The sequence below is a fragment of the Pseudomonas sp. CFBP 8772 genome (assembly GCF_014841665.1).
Lineage (GTDB): Bacteria > Pseudomonadota > Gammaproteobacteria > Pseudomonadales > Pseudomonadaceae > Aquipseudomonas > Aquipseudomonas graminis_B.
This window is the reverse complement of record NZ_JACYUI010000002.1, coordinates 540,535-557,072: the sequence shown is the minus strand read 5'-3', so window position 1 is coordinate 557,072 and position 16,538 is coordinate 540,535. Positions and strand designations below refer to the sequence as shown.

12 protein-coding genes are annotated in these 16,538 nt (G+C 62.7%); 11 read left to right on the top strand and 1 reads right to left on the bottom strand.

The window, feature by feature from the left end:
• Positions 1-100 precede the first annotated feature (100 nt).
• From hutU to hutG, 10 genes are all read left to right on the top strand, one after another.
• On the top strand, positions 101-1,792 hold the full coding sequence (gene hutU / locus IFT99_RS06260) for a urocanate hydratase (protein ID WP_192130870.1): 1,692 nt from the start codon (positions 101-103) through the stop codon (positions 1,790-1,792).
• A gap of 180 nt (positions 1,793-1,972) precedes the next feature.
• Positions 1,973-3,442: a purine-cytosine permease family protein gene (locus IFT99_RS06255; RefSeq protein WP_192130867.1), complete on the top strand. Its 1,470-nt coding sequence runs from the start codon at positions 1,973-1,975 to the stop codon at positions 3,440-3,442.
• A gap of 139 nt (positions 3,443-3,581) precedes the next feature.
• Positions 3,582-4,547 (top strand): ABC transporter substrate-binding protein, encoded by a 966-nt coding sequence (locus IFT99_RS06250; RefSeq protein WP_192130865.1) that lies wholly within the window; start codon positions 3,582-3,584, stop codon positions 4,545-4,547.
• Positions 4,548-4,733: 186 nt separating this feature from the next.
• A complete protein-coding gene (locus IFT99_RS06245; protein WP_192130864.1) occupies positions 4,734-5,585 on the top strand; it encodes an ABC transporter permease in 852 nt (283 codons plus the stop codon).
• A complete protein-coding gene (locus IFT99_RS06240; RefSeq protein ID WP_244656901.1) occupies positions 5,582-6,466 on the top strand; it encodes a quaternary amine ABC transporter ATP-binding protein in 885 nt (294 codons plus the stop codon). Before IFT99_RS06245 ends, IFT99_RS06240 begins: the two co-directional genes overlap by 4 nt.
• 13 nt (positions 6,467-6,479) lie before the next feature.
• Positions 6,480-8,129 (top strand): histidine ammonia-lyase, encoded by a 1,650-nt coding sequence (gene hutH, locus IFT99_RS06235; RefSeq protein ID WP_192130861.1) that lies wholly within the window; start codon positions 6,480-6,482, stop codon positions 8,127-8,129.
• Positions 8,126-9,676: a histidine ammonia-lyase gene (gene hutH / locus IFT99_RS06230; protein WP_446731116.1), complete on the top strand. Its 1,551-nt coding sequence runs from the start codon at positions 8,126-8,128 to the stop codon at positions 9,674-9,676. Before hutH (IFT99_RS06235) ends, hutH (IFT99_RS06230) begins: the two co-directional genes overlap by 4 nt.
• Before the next feature lie 102 nt (positions 9,677-9,778).
• Complete coding sequence (locus IFT99_RS06225; protein WP_192130859.1) at positions 9,779-11,173, top strand: amino acid permease; 1,395 nt, start codon at positions 9,779-9,781, stop codon at positions 11,171-11,173.
• A gap of 141 nt (positions 11,174-11,314) precedes the next feature.
• Positions 11,315-12,520 (top strand): imidazolonepropionase, encoded by a 1,206-nt coding sequence (gene hutI / locus IFT99_RS06220; protein WP_192130857.1) that lies wholly within the window; start codon positions 11,315-11,317, stop codon positions 12,518-12,520.
• A gap of 13 nt (positions 12,521-12,533) precedes the next feature.
• Positions 12,534-13,337 (top strand): N-formylglutamate deformylase, encoded by an 804-nt coding sequence (hutG, locus tag IFT99_RS06215; RefSeq protein WP_065986714.1) that lies wholly within the window; start codon positions 12,534-12,536, stop codon positions 13,335-13,337.
• A 213-nt stretch (positions 13,338-13,550) separates the two neighbouring features.
• On the opposite strand, the gene IFT99_RS06210 is transcribed toward hutG, so the two are convergent.
• The gene (locus tag IFT99_RS06210) at positions 13,551-15,914 is read right to left on the bottom strand and encodes a heavy metal translocating P-type ATPase (RefSeq protein ID WP_192130855.1); all 2,364 of its coding nucleotides are present in this window, start codon (positions 15,912-15,914) and stop codon (positions 13,551-13,553) included.
• Positions 15,915-15,997: 83 nt separating this feature from the next.
• Between IFT99_RS06210 and cadR the strand changes: the two genes are divergently transcribed.
• The gene (gene cadR, locus IFT99_RS06205; RefSeq protein WP_192130852.1) at positions 15,998-16,456 is read left to right on the top strand and encodes a Cd(II)/Pb(II)-responsive transcriptional regulator; all 459 of its coding nucleotides are present in this window, start codon (positions 15,998-16,000) and stop codon (positions 16,454-16,456) included.
• Positions 16,457-16,538 lie beyond the last annotated feature (82 nt).

Here is a 16,538-nt window from a genome sequence, read left to right as displayed (position 1 = left end):
GCCGGTTCGGATTACAACGGCAGCACTCATGCAGAACCTTATTCCCACGTTCGTCACGGACTCCCGCGTCCAGGCCGGATCGATCATCGAGGACTGTTAAGTGACTACTGACCACAACACCCCTGCTCAGCAATGGACCAAACGCCGCGATGTGGAAATCCGCGCAGCCCGTGGCACGCAACTGACCGCCAAGAGCTGGATGACCGAGGCGCCGTTGCGGATGTTGATGAACAACCTCGACCCGGAAGTCGCCGAGAACCCGAACGAACTGGTGGTCTACGGCGGTATCGGTCGAGCAGCGCGCAACTGGGAGTGCTACGACAAGATCGTCGAGAGCCTGACGAACCTGAACGACGACGAAACCCTGCTGGTGCAGTCCGGCAAACCGGTCGGCGTGTTCAAGACCCACAGCAACGCGCCCCGCGTGCTGATCGCCAACTCCAACCTGGTGCCGCACTGGGCGAGCTGGGAGCACTTCAACGAACTGGATGCTAAAGGCCTGGCGATGTACGGCCAGATGACCGCCGGCAGCTGGATCTACATCGGTAGCCAAGGCATCGTCCAAGGCACCTACGAAACCTTCGTCGAAGCCGGTCGCCAGCATTACGACGGCAACCTGAAGGGCCGTTGGGTACTGACCGCAGGCCTGGGCGGCATGGGCGGCGCGCAGCCACTCGCGGCAGGGATGGCGGGCGCCTGCTCGCTGAACATCGAATGCCAGCAGAGCCGCATCGATTTCCGCCTGAAAACCCGTTACGTCGACGAGCAAGCCACGGACCTCGACGACGCCCTTGCCCGCATCGCCAAGTACACCGCCGAAGGCAAGGCGATCTCGATCGCCCTGTGCGGCAACGCCGCCGAGATCCTCCCGGAAATGGTCCGCCGTGGCGTGCGCCCGGACATGGTCACCGACCAGACCAGTGCCCACGACCCGCTCAACGGCTACCTGCCCAAAGGCTGGACATGGGAGCAGTACCGCGAGCGCGCCGCCACCGAGCCTGCCGCCGTGGTCAAGGCCGCCAAGCAATCCATGGCCGAGCACGTCGAAGCCATGCTGGCGTTCCAGAAAATGGGCGTGCCGACGTTCGATTACGGCAACAACATCCGTCAGATGGCCAAGGAAGTTGGCGTGACCAACGCGTTCGATTTCCCCGGTTTCGTGCCCGCTTACATTCGTCCGCTGTTCTGCCGTGGCGTCGGTCCGTTCCGCTGGGCCGCGCTGTCGGGCAATCCTGAAGACATCTACAAAACCGACGCCAAAGTCAAAGAGCTGATCCCGGACGATGCGCACCTGCACAACTGGCTGAACATGGCCCGTGAGCGCATCAGCTTCCAGGGTCTGCCGGCACGTATCTGCTGGGTCGGCCTGGGTCAGCGCGCCAAGCTGGGCCTGGCCTTCAACGAAATGGTCCGCAGCGGCGAGCTGTCGGCGCCGGTGGTGATCGGCCGTGATCACCTGGACTCTGGCTCCGTCGCCAGCCCGAACCGCGAGACCGAATCGATGCAGGACGGCTCCGACGCCGTGTCCGACTGGCCGCTGCTCAACGCGCTGCTCAATACCGCGAGCGGCGCGACCTGGGTCTCGCTGCACCACGGCGGCGGCGTCGGCATGGGCTTCTCGCAGCACTCGGGCATGGTCATCGTCTGCGACGGCACCGATGAAGCTGCCGAACGTATCGCCCGCGTCCTGCACAACGACCCGGCCACCGGCGTGATGCGTCATGCCGATGCCGGGTATCAGATTGCGATCGACTGCGCCAAAGAGCAGGGCCTGAACCTGCCGATGATCTGATACTTCAGTGGCCATCGCGCTGAACCCTGTGGGAGCGAGCTTGCTCGCGAATGCTGAATGTCAGACGCAGGTGATGCTGCGGATGTACCGTCCCCTTCGCGAGCAAGCTCGCCCCCACAGATCCGCGTAGAAATGTGCCTGACGACTAGCGCTTCCAGAACTGTTTCGGGGATGTTTGAGATGGCTGTTCCAGATGATCGTGCTGCACCTGCTTCCGTGATCGAGCGGCGTTCGATCGATTACATCCCTGATGCCGAACGACACGGCCGTCTGTTCAGTCAGTTCACCCTCTGGCTGGGCGCCAACCTGCAAATCACAGCGATTGTCACCGGGGCGCTGGCCGTGGTGCTGGGCGGCGATGTGTTCTGGTCGCTGATCGGGCTGTTCATCGGGCAACTCATCGGCGGTGGCGTGATGGCACTCCATGCAGCACAAGGCCCGAAGCTCGGTCTGCCGCAGATGATTTCCAGTCGGGTGCAGTTCGGCGTTTATGGCGCGGTGATTCCGCTGGTGCTGGTGTGCCTGATGTACATCGGTTTTTCCGCCAGCGGCTCGCTGCTCGCGGGCCAGGCGGTGGCACAACTGATCAACGTGCCGGACTGGCAGGGCGTGGTGATCTTCGCGGCGGCCATCGTGGTACTGACCATTCTGGGCTACCGGGTCATCCACCTGATCGGCCGGGTCGCCAGCCTCATTGGCGTGATCGCGTTCGTCTACCTGTTCGCCGCACTGCTGGCGGGCAACGACGTCGGCGCGCTGTTGGGCAATAAGCACTTCTCGCTGAGCAGCTTCCTGCTGGCGATTTCCCTGTCGGCGTCCTGGCAGATCGCCTTTGGCCCTTACGTCGCGGACTACTCGCGCTATCTGCCGCGTAGCACCTCAGCCGGCAAAACATTCTGGGCGGTAGGTCTGGGGTCGGTGATCGGCGCGCAGGCGTCGATGGTGTTCGGCGTGTTCGCGGCGGCGCTGGCCGGTAAAAACTTCGCCCATCACGAGGTCTCGTTCATCGTCGGCCTCGGCGGGACCGGCGCGGTCGCAGCAGCGCTGTATTTCAGCATCGCGTTCGGCAAGGTGACCATCACCACGCTCAACGCCTACGGTAGCTTCATGTCCATTGCCACCATCGTCAGCGGCTTTCGCGGCAACCGGCACATCTCCGGCGCGCTGCGGCTGACGTACATCTTCGCCATGGTCGGTATCGCCACGGCCCTGGCGCTGCTGGGCAAGGACTCGTTCCTCAAGGACTTCTCGGCGTTCATCCTGTTTCTGCTGGCGTTCTTCACGCCGTGGAGCGCGATCAATCTGGTGGATTTCTACTGCATCACCAAAGAGCGCTACGACATCCCGGCGCTGTCGGACCCGAACGGTCGCTATGGCCGCTGGAACGGGATGGGCATCGGGATATACGTGCTGGGCGTGCTGATTCAAATGCCGTTCATCTCCACGCATTTCTACACCGGCCCACTGGTGGCGAGCCTCGATGACACTGACATCTCATGGATCATCGGTCTCATCGTGCCTGCTGTGCTGTACTACGTGGCGGCGAAGACGTGGCCGGGCAACGTGGCCGATCGTTTGATCCTGCCAACGGAGCAAAACGCGTCTCCTGCAAGCGGCAGCGTTGCTCCTGCGCACGTCGAGGTGAACTGACCGTTCGTCATGCACGTCTGTTGCAGGGGGCATGTTGGAGAGAGAAGCGGGAAGAGGCCGACAAGTGCCTCTCCCCTTGGCTGGAAGCCGTCTGTTTTCGTTACTGCCGTCATCCACTACAAGACCGGAGCGTCACTCAATGAACACGAAAAAGGCCCTGCTATCCACGTTGCTCACCGCCGGCGTGCTCGCCAGTGGCGCCAGTCAGGCTGCAGGATGGTGTGAGTCCGGCAAGCCGGTGAAATTCGCCGGCCTGAACTGGGAGAGCGCAATGCTGTTGACCGATGTGCTGCAAGTAGTGCTGAACAAGGGCTATGGCTGCGAAACGGACAGCCTGCCGGGCAACTCCATCACCATGGAAAACGCCCTGAGCACCAACGATATTCAAGTGTTTGCCGAAGAGTGGGTCGGCCGCAGCGAAGTCTGGAACAAGGCTGAAGCCGCCGGCAAAGTGGTCGGCGTCGGTTCGCCGGTCAAGGGTGCGGTGGAAGGCTGGTACGTGCCGCGCTACGTGATCGAAGGCGACGCCAAGCGCAAGCTGGAAGCCAAGGCACCGGACCTCAAGTCCATCGCCGATCTGGGCAAATACGCAGCCCTGTTCAAGGACGCCGAAGAGCCGGAAAAAGGCCGTTTCTATAACTGCCCGGCCGGCTGGACCTGCGAGCTGGAAAACAGCGAAATGCTGAAGAGCTATGGCCTGGAAAGCAAATACACCAACTTCCGCCCAGGCACCGGCCCGGCGCTGGATGCGGCGATTCTGTCCAGCTACAAGCGTGGCGAGCCGATCCTGGCGTACTACTGGTCGCCGACCCCGCTGATGGGCCAGGTGGACATGGTGCGTCTGGACGAGAAAGCCGGCGTGAACAAGACCATCGAGATCAAGGTCGGCCTGTCCAAGGCGTTCCACGAACAGGCGCCTGAACTGGTGTCGGTGATGGAGAAGGTCAACATCCCGATCGACCTGCTCAACCAGAATCTGGCGCGCATGACCAAAGAGCGCATCGAGTCGCCGAAGCTGGCGAAAATCTTCCTCAAGGAGCACCCGGAAGTCTGGCATCAGTGGGTGAGCGAGGATGCGGCGAAGAAGGTGGATGCCTCTCTCTGACAGGCTCCGCTGTCTGTAGGAGCGTGGCTTGTCCCGCGAGCGGCCGGGAACCGGTCGTAGATAAGCCGAACGCGGTATGTCAGACACACCGCAGCGTTTGATTTTGCTGCCGCTTCGCGACAGATCGCGGGACAAGCCACGCTCCTACATGAACCAGGCCGCCACTCTAAACATCGAGATAACGATATGTTCCCCGAAAGCTTCACGTTCTCCATCGCCGACTGGGTCAATGACTGGGTCGACAAGCTGGTCACCAACTACGGCGACGTGTTCCGGCATATCTCCGACACGCTGCTGTGGGCCATCGTCAAGCTCGAAGGCCTGCTGCGCGTTGCGCCGTGGTGGCTGCTGCTGGCCATCGTCGGCCTGATCGCCTGGCACGCGACCCGCAAGATCACCACCACGGTGGTCATCGTCGGCCTGCTGTTTCTGGTCGGTGCCGTTGGCCTGTGGGACAAGCTGATGCAGACCCTGGCGCTGATGCTGGTCGCCACGCTGATCTCGGTGATTATCGGCATACCGCTCGGCATTCTGTCGGCGCGCAGCAATCGCCTGCGCTCGATACTGATGCCGCTGCTGGACATCATGCAGACCATGCCCAGCTTCGTGTACCTGATTCCGGTGCTGATGCTGTTCGGTCTGGGCAAGGTCCCGGCGATCTTCGCCACGGTCATCTACGCCGCGCCGCCGCTGATTCGCCTGACCGATCTGGGCATTCGTCAGGTCGATGGCGAGGTCATGGAAGCGATCAACGCCTTCGGCGCCAACCGTTGGCAGCAACTGTTCGGCGTGCAACTGCCGCTGGCCCTGCCAAGCATCATGGCCGGGATCAACCAGACCACGATGATGGCGCTGTCGATGGTGGTGATCGCCTCGATGATCGGTGCTCGCGGGCTGGGCGAAGACGTGCTGGTCGGCATTCAGACCCTCAACGTCGGACGCGGCCTGGAAGCGGGCCTGGCCATCGTCATTCTGGCGGTCGTGATCGACCGTATTACGCAGGCCTACGGCCGTCCACGGCATGAGGCGAACAAATGAGCGTCGAGACTATCAATCCAGCGAGCTCGGGCAATCCAGCGAACACAGGCGTTCCAGAGAACACGGGCGGCAAGATCGTCGTCAAGAACGTCTACAAGATCTTCGGCAACCGCGCCAAGGATGCCCTGGCGATGGTTCAGAACAACCAGAGCAAGGATCAGGTCCTGGCGCAGACAGGCTGTGTGGTCGGCGTGAACGACCTGTCGCTGTCTATCTCCAGCGGCGAGATTTTCGTGATCATGGGCCTGTCGGGCTCCGGCAAATCGACCCTGGTGCGCCACTTCAACCGCCTGATCGACCCCACCAGCGGCGAGATTCTGGTCGATGGCGAAAACATCCTGACCTACGACATGGAAGCGCTGCGCAACTTCCGTCGACACAAGATCAGCATGGTGTTCCAGAGCTTCGGCCTGCTGCCGCACAAGACCGTGATCGACAACGTCGCCTACGGCCTGACCATTCGTGGCGAGAGCAAAACGCAATGCGCCGAACGCGCGCAGCACTGGATCACCACGGTGGGCCTGAAGGGCTACGAGAAAAAGTACCCCCATCAGCTCTCCGGCGGCATGCGTCAGCGTGTCGGCCTGGCACGGGCGCTGGCGGCCGACACCGACATTATCCTGATGGACGAAGCGTTCAGCGCACTCGATCCGCTGATCCGCGCCGAGATGCAGGATCAGTTACTGGAGCTGCAATCGAACCTGAAGAAAACCATCGTTTTCATCACCCACGACCTCGACGAAGCCGTGCGCATCGGCAACCGCATCGCGATTCTCAAGGACGGACAGCTGATCCAGGTCGGGACACCGAAAGAAATCCTCTACTCGCCTGCCGACGATTACGTCGATCGCTTCGTGCAGCGGCGCGTGGCGACTCTCTAAGGACGCTGCGGTCATGTCGCGAGCAGAACAGATCATCATTGGCGAAGGCCCGCTCAGTTGGCGGGACGTGACCGCCGTTGCCCGCCATGGCGCAACGCTGTCGTTGTCCGAAGGCGCGTGGGCGCGGATCGACAATGCCCAGGCGATCGTGCAGCGCATCGTTGCCAGCGGCGAGCGCGCCTATGGCGTGAACACCGGCCTCGGCGCGCTGTGCAATGTGTCGCTGGCGGGAGAGCAACTCGGCCGGCTGTCGCGCAACACGCTGCTCAGCCATGCCTGCGGCGTCGGCCCGGCGTTGCCAGACGAGCAGACCCGCGCGATCACCTGCGCCGCGATCATCAATTACAGCCAGGGCAAGTCCGGGATTCACCGCCAAGTGGTCGAGGCCTTGCTCGCCTTGCTCAATCGACACATCACCCCGCAAGTGCCGTCCCAGGGGTCGGTGGGTTACCTCACTCATATGGCGCACATCGGCGTTGCCCTGCTCGGCGTGGGTCAGGTCAGTTATCGCGGGCAAGTGATGTCGGCGTTGCAGGCGCTCAGCGAAGAAGGCCTGTCGCCGGTGGAACTGGGTGCGAAGGACGGTCTGTGTCTGGTCAACGGCACGCCGTGCATGACCGGCCTCAGTTGCCTGGCGATTGCCGACGTGAATCGCCTGATGCAGTGGGCCGATGTCATCAGCGCCATGACCTTCGAAGGCCTGCGTGGGCAACTCGACGCCTTCGACGAAACCATCATCGCCCTCAAGCCGCACCCCGGCATGCAACAGGTCGGCAAAAACCTGCGCGGTCTGCTCGCCGGCAGCGAGGTGCTCGCCAACAGTCAGGGCATCCGCACCCAGGACGCCTTGAGCATCCGCTCTATCCCCCAGGTCCACGGCGCCACCCGCGACCAGTTGGCCCACGCGACGCGGCAGATCGAGATCGAGCTGAATTCCGCCACCGACAACCCGCTGCTGCTGGGCACACCGGAAGCGTATCGGGTGGTTTCCCAGGCCAACCCCCACGGCCAGTCCGTGGCGATGGCCGCTGATCTGTTGGCGATTGCCATGGCCGAACTGGGCTCGATTGCCGAGCGACGGCTGGACCGGCTGATCAACCCGACAGTCAGCGGGCTTCCGGCGTTTCTGGTCAGCCAGCCGGGGGTCAATTCCGGGATGATGATCACCCAATACGTCGCCGCCTCGCTGTGCGCGGAAAACCGCCAGCTGGCACAACCGGCGGTCATCGATAACTACGTGACGTCCGGCCTGCAGGAGGATCATCTGAGCATGGGCACCAGCGCCGCCTTGAAGCTGCACAAGGTGCTGGAGAACGTGACGCAGATCCTCGCCATCGAGTATTTGCTGGCCGCCCAGGCGTTCGAGTTTTTCAAGGGCCCGCGCTTTGGCGTCGGCACCGAGGCGGCTTGGCGTTTGCTGCGCGAACGCGTGCCGGCCTACGACGAAGACCGCTGGCTGGCCCCGGACATTGCCAGCAGCGTGACGCTGCTGAGGAACGAAGAGTCATTGGAAACCGTATTCCAGCGCTGCCGCGACTACGCGGCAGACGCTAGTCCCGACACCGACAACAACGGTCGCAGCGCAAGCGCCTCCCGCGCGGGACAGGCAGGAGCCGGTTCAGCGCAGACGACCGATACCCATTCAGGAGTAGCAGCATCGTGACCGACACCCAACAGGCGACCCCGCTGAATCTGATCCCTGGCCAGTTGAGCCTCGCCCAGCTGCGCGCGATTTATCAGCGACCCGTCACGCTGACCCTCGACGCCAGCGCCCATCGGCAGATCGAAGACAGCGTGGCCTGCGTCGAGCAGATCCTCGCCGAAAACCGCACCGCCTACGGCATCAACACCGGTTTCGGCCTGCTGGCCTCGACGCGCATCGCCAGCGCCGACCTCGAAAATCTGCAGCGCTCGCTGGTGCTGTCCCACGCCGCCGGCGTTGGCGGGCCGATCAGCGATGAGCTGGTGCGCCTGATCATGGTGCTCAAGGTCAACAGCCTGAGCCGGGGCTTTTCCGGGATTCGCCGTCAGGTCATCGACGCACTGATCGCCCTGATCAACGCCGAGGTTTATCCGCACATCCCGCTCAAGGGTTCGGTGGGCGCGTCCGGCGACCTCGCGCCATTGGCGCACATGTCGCTGGTGCTGCTGGGCGAAGGCAAGGCACGCCACAAGGGCGAATGGCTGAACGCCGTGGAAGCTCTGGCGATTGCCGGGCTCACGCCGCTGACGCTGGCGGCCAAAGAAGGCCTGGCGCTGCTCAACGGCACCCAAGTGTCGACGGCGTACGCGCTGCGCGGCCTGTTCGAAGCCGAAGACCTGTTCGCCGGTGCCCTGAGCTGCGGAGCGCTGACCGTTGAAGCCGTGCTCGGCTCCCGCGCGCCGTTCGACGCACGCATTCATGCGGCTCGCGGTCAGCGCGGCCAGATCGATTCGGCTGCGGCCTATCGCGAGCTGCTCGGCGAGGGGAGTCAGGTCTCCGACTCCCATCGCGACTGCGACAAGGTTCAGGACCCCTACTCCCTGCGCTGCCAGCCCCAAGTCATGGGCGCTTGCCTGACCCAACTGCGTCAGGCCGCCGAAGTGCTGGCGATCGAATCCAACGCAGTGTCGGACAACCCGCTAGTCTTCGCAGCCGAAGGCGAAGTCATTTCCGGCGGTAACTTCCACGCCGAACCGGTTGCCATGGCGGCCGACAACATTGCCCTGGCCATCGCTGAAATCGGCTCACTGAGCGAACGCCGCATCTCGCTGATGATGGACAAGCACATGTCGCAGCTGCCGCCGTTCCTGGTGGCCAACGGCGGCGTGAACTCAGGTTTCATGATTGCCCAGGTCACGGCTGCAGCGCTGGCGAGTGAAAACAAGGCACTGTCCCACCCGCACAGCGTCGACAGCCTGCCCACGTCTGCCAACCAGGAAGACCACGTGTCGATGGCGCCTGCGGCCGGCAAGCGGTTATGGGAAATGGCGGAGAACACTCGCGGCGTGCTGGCTGTAGAATGGCTGGCTGCGTGTCAGGGTCTGGACTTGCGCAACGGTCTGAAGACCTCTGAAAAACTGGAAATCGCCCGCACCACGCTGCGTGGCAAAGTCCCGTTCTATGAGAAGGACCGCTTCTTCGCCCCTGATATCGAGGCCGCCATCGAGCTGCTGGCTTCCAACTGCCTGAGCGACCTGGTTTCTGCTGACCTGCTGCCGAGTTTTTGATCGGGACAGGCCAGGATGGCCTGTCGTTGAAATGAGTGTGGGGGGATCGCCCCCCTGCAACCGCTCATTTCGCAGCAAAAAGTAAGACTAGGAACGTGTGAAATGACATCGCAAAACGCTACAGATCTTAAACGCGGGCTCAGCGCGCGTCACATACGCTTCATGGCGCTGGGCTCGGCCATTGGCACCGGGTTGTTCTACGGTTCCGCGTCGGCGATCAAGCTGGCTGGCCCCGCCGTGCTGCTGGTGTACATCATCGCCGGCGCTGCCGTTTACATGGTCATGCGCGCCCTCGGCGAGATGGCCGTGCGCAACCCGGTGTCCGGCTCGTTCGGCGAGTACGCCACCACGTACCTGGGCCCCCTCGCCGGGTTTGTCCTTGGCTGGACCTACGCGTTCGAGATGGTCATCGTCTGTCTGGCCGATGTCACCGCGTTCGGCATCTACATGGGCTTCTGGTTTCCCGAGGTCCCCCGCTGGATCTGGGTGCTCGGCATCGTCTTTCTGATCGGCGCGCTTAACCTGTGCAGCGTCAAAGTCTTCGGTGAAACCGAGTTCTGGCTGTCGCTGCTCAAGGTCGGCGCGATCATCGCGATGATCCTCGCGGGCTTCGGCATCATGCTGTTCGGCATCGGTTCGGTGTCGGGCGGCGGCGTCAGCAGCGTGAGCAATCTGTGGGCCTACGGCGGCTTCATGCCCAACGGCATCAGCGGCCTCGTGGCCTCGCTGGCGGTCGTCATGTTTGCCTTCGGCGGCATCGAAATCATCGGCATCACTGCCGGTGAAGCACGTAACCCGGAGCGGGTGATTCCCCGCGCGATCAACGCGGTGCCGCTGCGGATTCTGTTGTTTTACGTGCTCACGCTGTTCGTCCTGATGTCGCTGTACCCGTGGCAGCAGATCGGCAGCCAGGGCAGCCCGTTCGTCCAGATCTTCGATCACCTGGGGATTTCCTCCGCCGCCACCGTCCTCAACATCGTGGTCATCACTGCAGCCGTCTCGGCGATCAACAGCGACATCTTCGGTGCCGGACGCATGATGTACGGTTTGGCCATACAGGGTCAGGCGCCCAAGGGTTTTGCTCAGCTGTCTGCTCAGGGCGTGCCGTGGATGACGGTGCTGGTGATGGGCGTCGCGCTGCTCTGCGGCGTCGTGCTGAATTACCTGATTCCCGAAAACGTGTTCCTGCTGATCGCCTCGATTGCGACCTTCGCGACGGTCTGGGTGTGGCTGATGATTCTGGTCACGCAGATCGCCATGCGCCGCTCCATGAGCGCAGAAGAAGTCGCCCAGCTGAAATTCCCGGTGCCGTTCTGGCCCGTGGCGCCGATTGTTGCCACCTTGTTCATGGTGTTTGTGTTTGGCGTGCTGGGTTATTTCCCGGACAGCCAGGCCGCGCTGGTGGTGGGGGCGGTGTGGATCGGGTTGCTGGTGGTTGCGTACTGGATCTGGGTGAAGCCGAAGCAAAACCTGATCAAGGCCACATCAAACAGCTGAGGCAAAACGTGTAGGCGCCGGCTTGCAGGCGAACGTGTTGAATCAGGACAGGTTGCTTTGAATGACGCAGCCGGTTCGCCAGCAAGCCGGCTCCTGCGGTCCGTGTCTGAGGCAGGATCTATTTGTTCTCTGGAGGTACTGATGAAAACGCTCTGGCACCACTGTCACGCAGCAACCATGGCGAACGGCACGTACTCGATCATCGAGGACGCCGCCATCGTGACCGATGCAGCACAGATCGTCTGGATCGGTCCTCTCCACGAACTGCCGGATCAGGGCGACGTCAAGCGCGTCGACCTGAACGGCGCATGGGTGACGCCGGGCCTGATCGACTGCCATACCCACACCGTGTTCGGCGGTAACCGCAGCGGTGAATTCGAGCAGCGTTTGCAGGGCGTCAGCTACGCCGAGATCGCCGCAGCGGGTGGCGGCATCGCCAGCACCGTGCGCGCTACCCGGGCCGCCAGTGAAGAAGAACTCTACGCCAGCGCCGAACGTCGTCTGCTTCATCTGCTCAGGGATGGCGTGACCACGATCGAGATGAAATCCGGCTACGGCCTGGACCTCGCCAGCGAACGCAAAATCCTGCGGGTCATTCGCCAACTGGGCGAAAACCTGCCGGTCACCGTGCGCAGCACCTGCCTCGCCGCCCATGCCCTGCCCCCCGAATACAAAGACCGCGCCGATGACTACATCGCCCACATCTGCAGCGAGATGCTGCCGGCGCTGGCGGCGGAAAATCTGGTGGATGCCGTCGATGCGTTCTGCGAATACCTCGCCTTCTCGCCGGCACAGGTCGAACAGGTGTTCATCACCGCGGGCCAATTGGGCCTGCCGGTCAAGCTGCATGCCGAGCAGTTGTCCTCGCTGCATGGCTCGAGTCTGGCGGCGCGTTATCAGGCGCTGTCGGCTGACCATCTGGAATTCATGACCGAAGAAGACGCCATTGCGATGGCAGCCTCAGGCACGGTCGCCGTCTTGCTGCCGGGTGCGTTCTACTTCTTGCGCGAAACTCAGTTGCCGCCAATGGATGCCCTGCGCAAACACGGGGTGAAGATCGCCATTTCCACCGACCTCAACCCGGGCACGTCGCCGGGCCTGTCGCTGCGGCTGATGCTGAACATGGCCTGCACGCTGTTCCGTATGACGCCGGAAGAAGCCCTGGCCGGCGCAACCATCCACGCCGCTCAAGCGCTGGGCATGGCGGGGACCCATGGTTCGCTGGAGGTGGGCAAGACGGCGGATTTCGTCGCCTGGCACATCGAACGGCCTGCCGACCTCGCCTACTGGCTGGGCGGCGATCTGGACAAACGCGTCGTGCGTCATGGCGTGGAACGCACTCTCTAATCAGGGGAATACTGTGGACAAGGTTCTGAGTTTCACTCGCGGTCGCGTACCGCTGCTGATCAGCATGCCGCACCCGGGGCTGCACCTGACGCCCGTTGTGCGTGACGGTCTGGTGGATGAGGCCGTGAGCCTGCCGGACACCGACTGGCATATTCCGCGCCTGTACGACTTTGCGTCTGATCTGGGGGCCAGCGTGCTGTCGGCGGAATATTCGCGCTTCGTCATCGACCTCAATCGCCCGTCCGACGATACGCCGCTGTACGCCGGCGCGACCACCGGGTTGTTCCCCTCGACGCTGTTCGAGGGGGATCCGCTGTTCAGGGAGGGTTTGGCGCCGAGCAAGGAGGAACGCGCGAGCTATCTGGAGAAGATCTGGACGCCGTATCACGACACGCTGCGCAGCGAGCTCGAACGCCTGCGCGCCGAGTTCGGCTACGCACTGCTGTTCGATGCGCATTCCATTCGTGGGCACATCCCGCACTTGTTCGATGGTCGACTGCCCGACTTCAACCTGGGCACGTTCAACGGCGCGAGCTGTGATGAAGCGCTGGCCCAGCGTCTGGACACCGCATGCGCTGCCGCGAAGCTTTACAGCCATGTGCTGAATGGGCGCTTCAAGGGCGGCCATATCACCCGCCACTACGGCGATCCGGCCAACCATATCCACGCGGTGCAACTGGAACTGGCGCAGAGCACCTACATGGACGAGTTCGTGCCCTTCCACTACCGCCCGGATCTGGCCGAGCCAACGCAGGCGGTGTTGAAAGGCTTGCTGGAAGAAATGATCGCCTGGGGGCGGGAGAAGTACGGGAAGTAGCCCCGGGTTGATGATTTTCTTGATGGTTCCCACGCTCTGCGTGGGAACCAATCCCCCGGACGCTCCGCGTCAAAGGACGCGGAGCGTCCGCCACCCGCGTGCCCACGCAGAGCGCGGGCACGATCATCACTGGATGCGCACGCGGCGTTAGTGGGACCGGCTTTAGCCGGGAAGAGGCCTGACTGAGCACCATCAGTCTCCTGATGGTGAGTGTTACTTCTTCAACAACCGCAACCCGTTGGCCACCACCAACAGACTCACGCCCATGTCAGCGAACACCGCCATCCACATGGTCGCCATGCCGGCGAAGGTCACTGCCAGAAAGATCAGCTTGATCACCAACGCCAGCGCGATGTTCTGCTTGAGCACCGCCGCCGTGTCCCGCGACAGGCGAATGAAGCTCGGGATCTTGCGCAGGTCATCGTCCATCAGCGCCACGTCGGCGGTTTCGATGGCGGTGTCCGTGCCAGCCGCCGCCATGGCGAAACCGATCTCCGCCCGGGCCAGCGCCGGCGCATCGTTGATGCCGTCGCCGACCATGCCCACGCGATGGTTCTGCGCGTACAGGGCTTCGATGGCTTGCAGCTTGTCGGTCGGCATCAGATTGCCCTGGGCCTGATCGATGCCCACCTGAGCGGCGATGGCCTTGGCCGTGTGCGGGTTGTCACCCGTCAGCATCATCGTCTTCACGCCCAGCGCATGCAGCTGCTCAATGGCCTCGCGACTGCTGTCCTTGACCGTGTCGGCCACCGCAAACAACGCCAACGGGCCGGAGGCATCGAACAGCAGCACCACGGTTTTTCCCTGGCTTTCCAGCGCTTCAAGTTGCGCTTCCAGCTCCGGCGAGCAATACCCGGCGTCATGCACCAGACGGTGGTTGCCCAAATGGTACAAACGCCCTTGCACTTCGCCCTTCACGCCAAGCCCCGCAAGGGCTTCGAACGCCTCCACCGGCAACCGAGCGCCTTCCTGCGCGGCCTTGGCGATAGCCTGAGACACCGGGTGATCCGAGCGACCGGCCAGACTCGCCGAGATCGCCAGCGCCTGCTCGCCCAGTGACGCATCGAGCAACACGTAATTGGTCTGCACCGGCTTGCCGTGGGTGATGGTGCCGGTCTTGTCGAGGGCCAGGTAATCGAGCTTGTGCCCCATCTCCAGGTACACGCCGCCCTTGATCAGAATGCCTTTGCGCGCCGCTGCCGCCAGACCACTGACGATCGTCACTGGCGTGGAAATCACCAGCGCACACGGGCACGCGACCACCAGCAACACGAGCGCGCGGTAGATCCAGTCAAACCACACCGCCCCCATGAACACCGGCGGGATGATCGCAATCGCCAGCGCCAGCGCGAACACGGCGGGCGTGTAGATTTTGGAAAAGCTGTCAACGAAACGCTGAGTCGGCGCACGCGCACCCTGGGCCGCCTCGACAGCATGGATGATCCGCGCCAACGTCGAGTTGCTGGCGGCGGCGGTCACTTTGTATTCCAGCGAACCGTCCTGATTGATGGTGCCGGCAAAGACCTTGTCGCCCACGGTTTTCTCGACCGGCAGGCTTTCACCGGTGATCGGCGCCTGATCGATACTCGACTGGCCGGCAACCACTTCACCGTCCAGCCCGATGCGCTCGCCCGGCTTGACCCGGACGACGCTGCCCAACGCAATATCCTTGACCTCAAGCTCAAGCCACTCGCCGTTCTGCTGCACGGTGGCGGTTTCCGGCGTCAGCTGCATCAGGCCGCCGATTGCGTTGCGGGCACGGTCCAGCGACTTGGCTTCAATCAGCTCGGCGACGGTGAACAGAAACATCACCATCGCCGCTTCCGGCCATTGCCCGATCAGCACTGCACCGGTAACGGCAATGCTCATCAGCGCGTTTATATTCAGGTTGAAGTTTTTCAGGGCGATCCAGCCCTTTTTGTAGGTGGTCAGGCCGCCGCTGAAAATGGCGATCAGCGCGACGATGGCGACCACCCAGGTGGGTGCGGCGTTGGTGAAATGGATGACTTCCGCCGTCAACGCAGCGACACCCGACAACGCCAGCGGCCACCACGGTTTGTTGGCGGGCGGCAGCGACGCGGTTTCCTTGTCGGCGCCTTCCTCGATCAAGTCCGCCTGCATGCCCAGCGCGCCAATGGCGTCGCGGATGGGATCGGTAGACGGCAGCTCATGCCACACGCCCAGCACCCGGTTGATCAGATTGAATTCAAGCTTCTGAATACCCTTCATCTTGCCGAGCTTGTTCTGGATAAGCGTCTGCTCGGTGGGGCAGTCCATGGCTTCGATGCGGAAGCTGCTGAGCTGACCTTCAGCGTCTGATGCGCCATCGATGGTCACGACGGACGGTGCGCTGTCATGGGAGCAGCACGCGTGGGCAGCGTGGTCGTGTTTGTGCACGGGCGTGAGTTTGGCATGGCCGTGGTCATGACCGGCGTGATCGTGATCGGCGTGGTCATGGCCGGAATGATCATGGGCAGCGTGCTCGTGCTCGTGCTCGTGCTCGTGCTCGTGCTCGGCATGTTGGGGCGCGTCGTGAGCGGGTTTGTGCGAGGAAGATTTGTGTACAGAGTCACTCATGGATTGAGTCTCTAAATGTGCGTGTTGCCAAGTGAACACCCTGTAGCCACTATAGGGTCAAGCGTCCTATTGAGGTCTTGCGCATGAATCCTTCATTTAAAATCGGCGAACTGGCGAAAATGACGGACTGCCCGGTGGAAACCATCCGCTATTACGAGCGCGAAGGACTGCTCAGTGAGCCTGCACGCAGCGAGGGCAACTATCGGCTGTACACCCAAGAGCACGTCGAGCGCCTGACCTTCATCCGCAACTGCCGCAGCCTGGACATGACGCTCGACGAGATCCGCAGCCTGCTGGCGCTGCGCGACAGTCCGCGGGACCAGTGCGAGAACGTCAACGCGCTGATCGACGAACACATCCAGCACGTGAACGCCCGCGTCGCGAGCCTGCAAGCGCTGCAGGAGCAACTGGTTGACCTGCGCCAACGCTGCAGCGAAGGCGCGCCGGATCACTGCGGGATTCTGGATCGACTGGAAATCAGCGGGAGTGTCGTGGCTGCCGATGTCGAACACTCTCACGTAGGGCGCAGCCACGGGCATTGAACGGCTTGTGGTATGGCATACGACGCCTTCCCGGCTAAAGCCGGTCCTACGATGGATACGCGGTCCCACAAGTCAGGGCGCC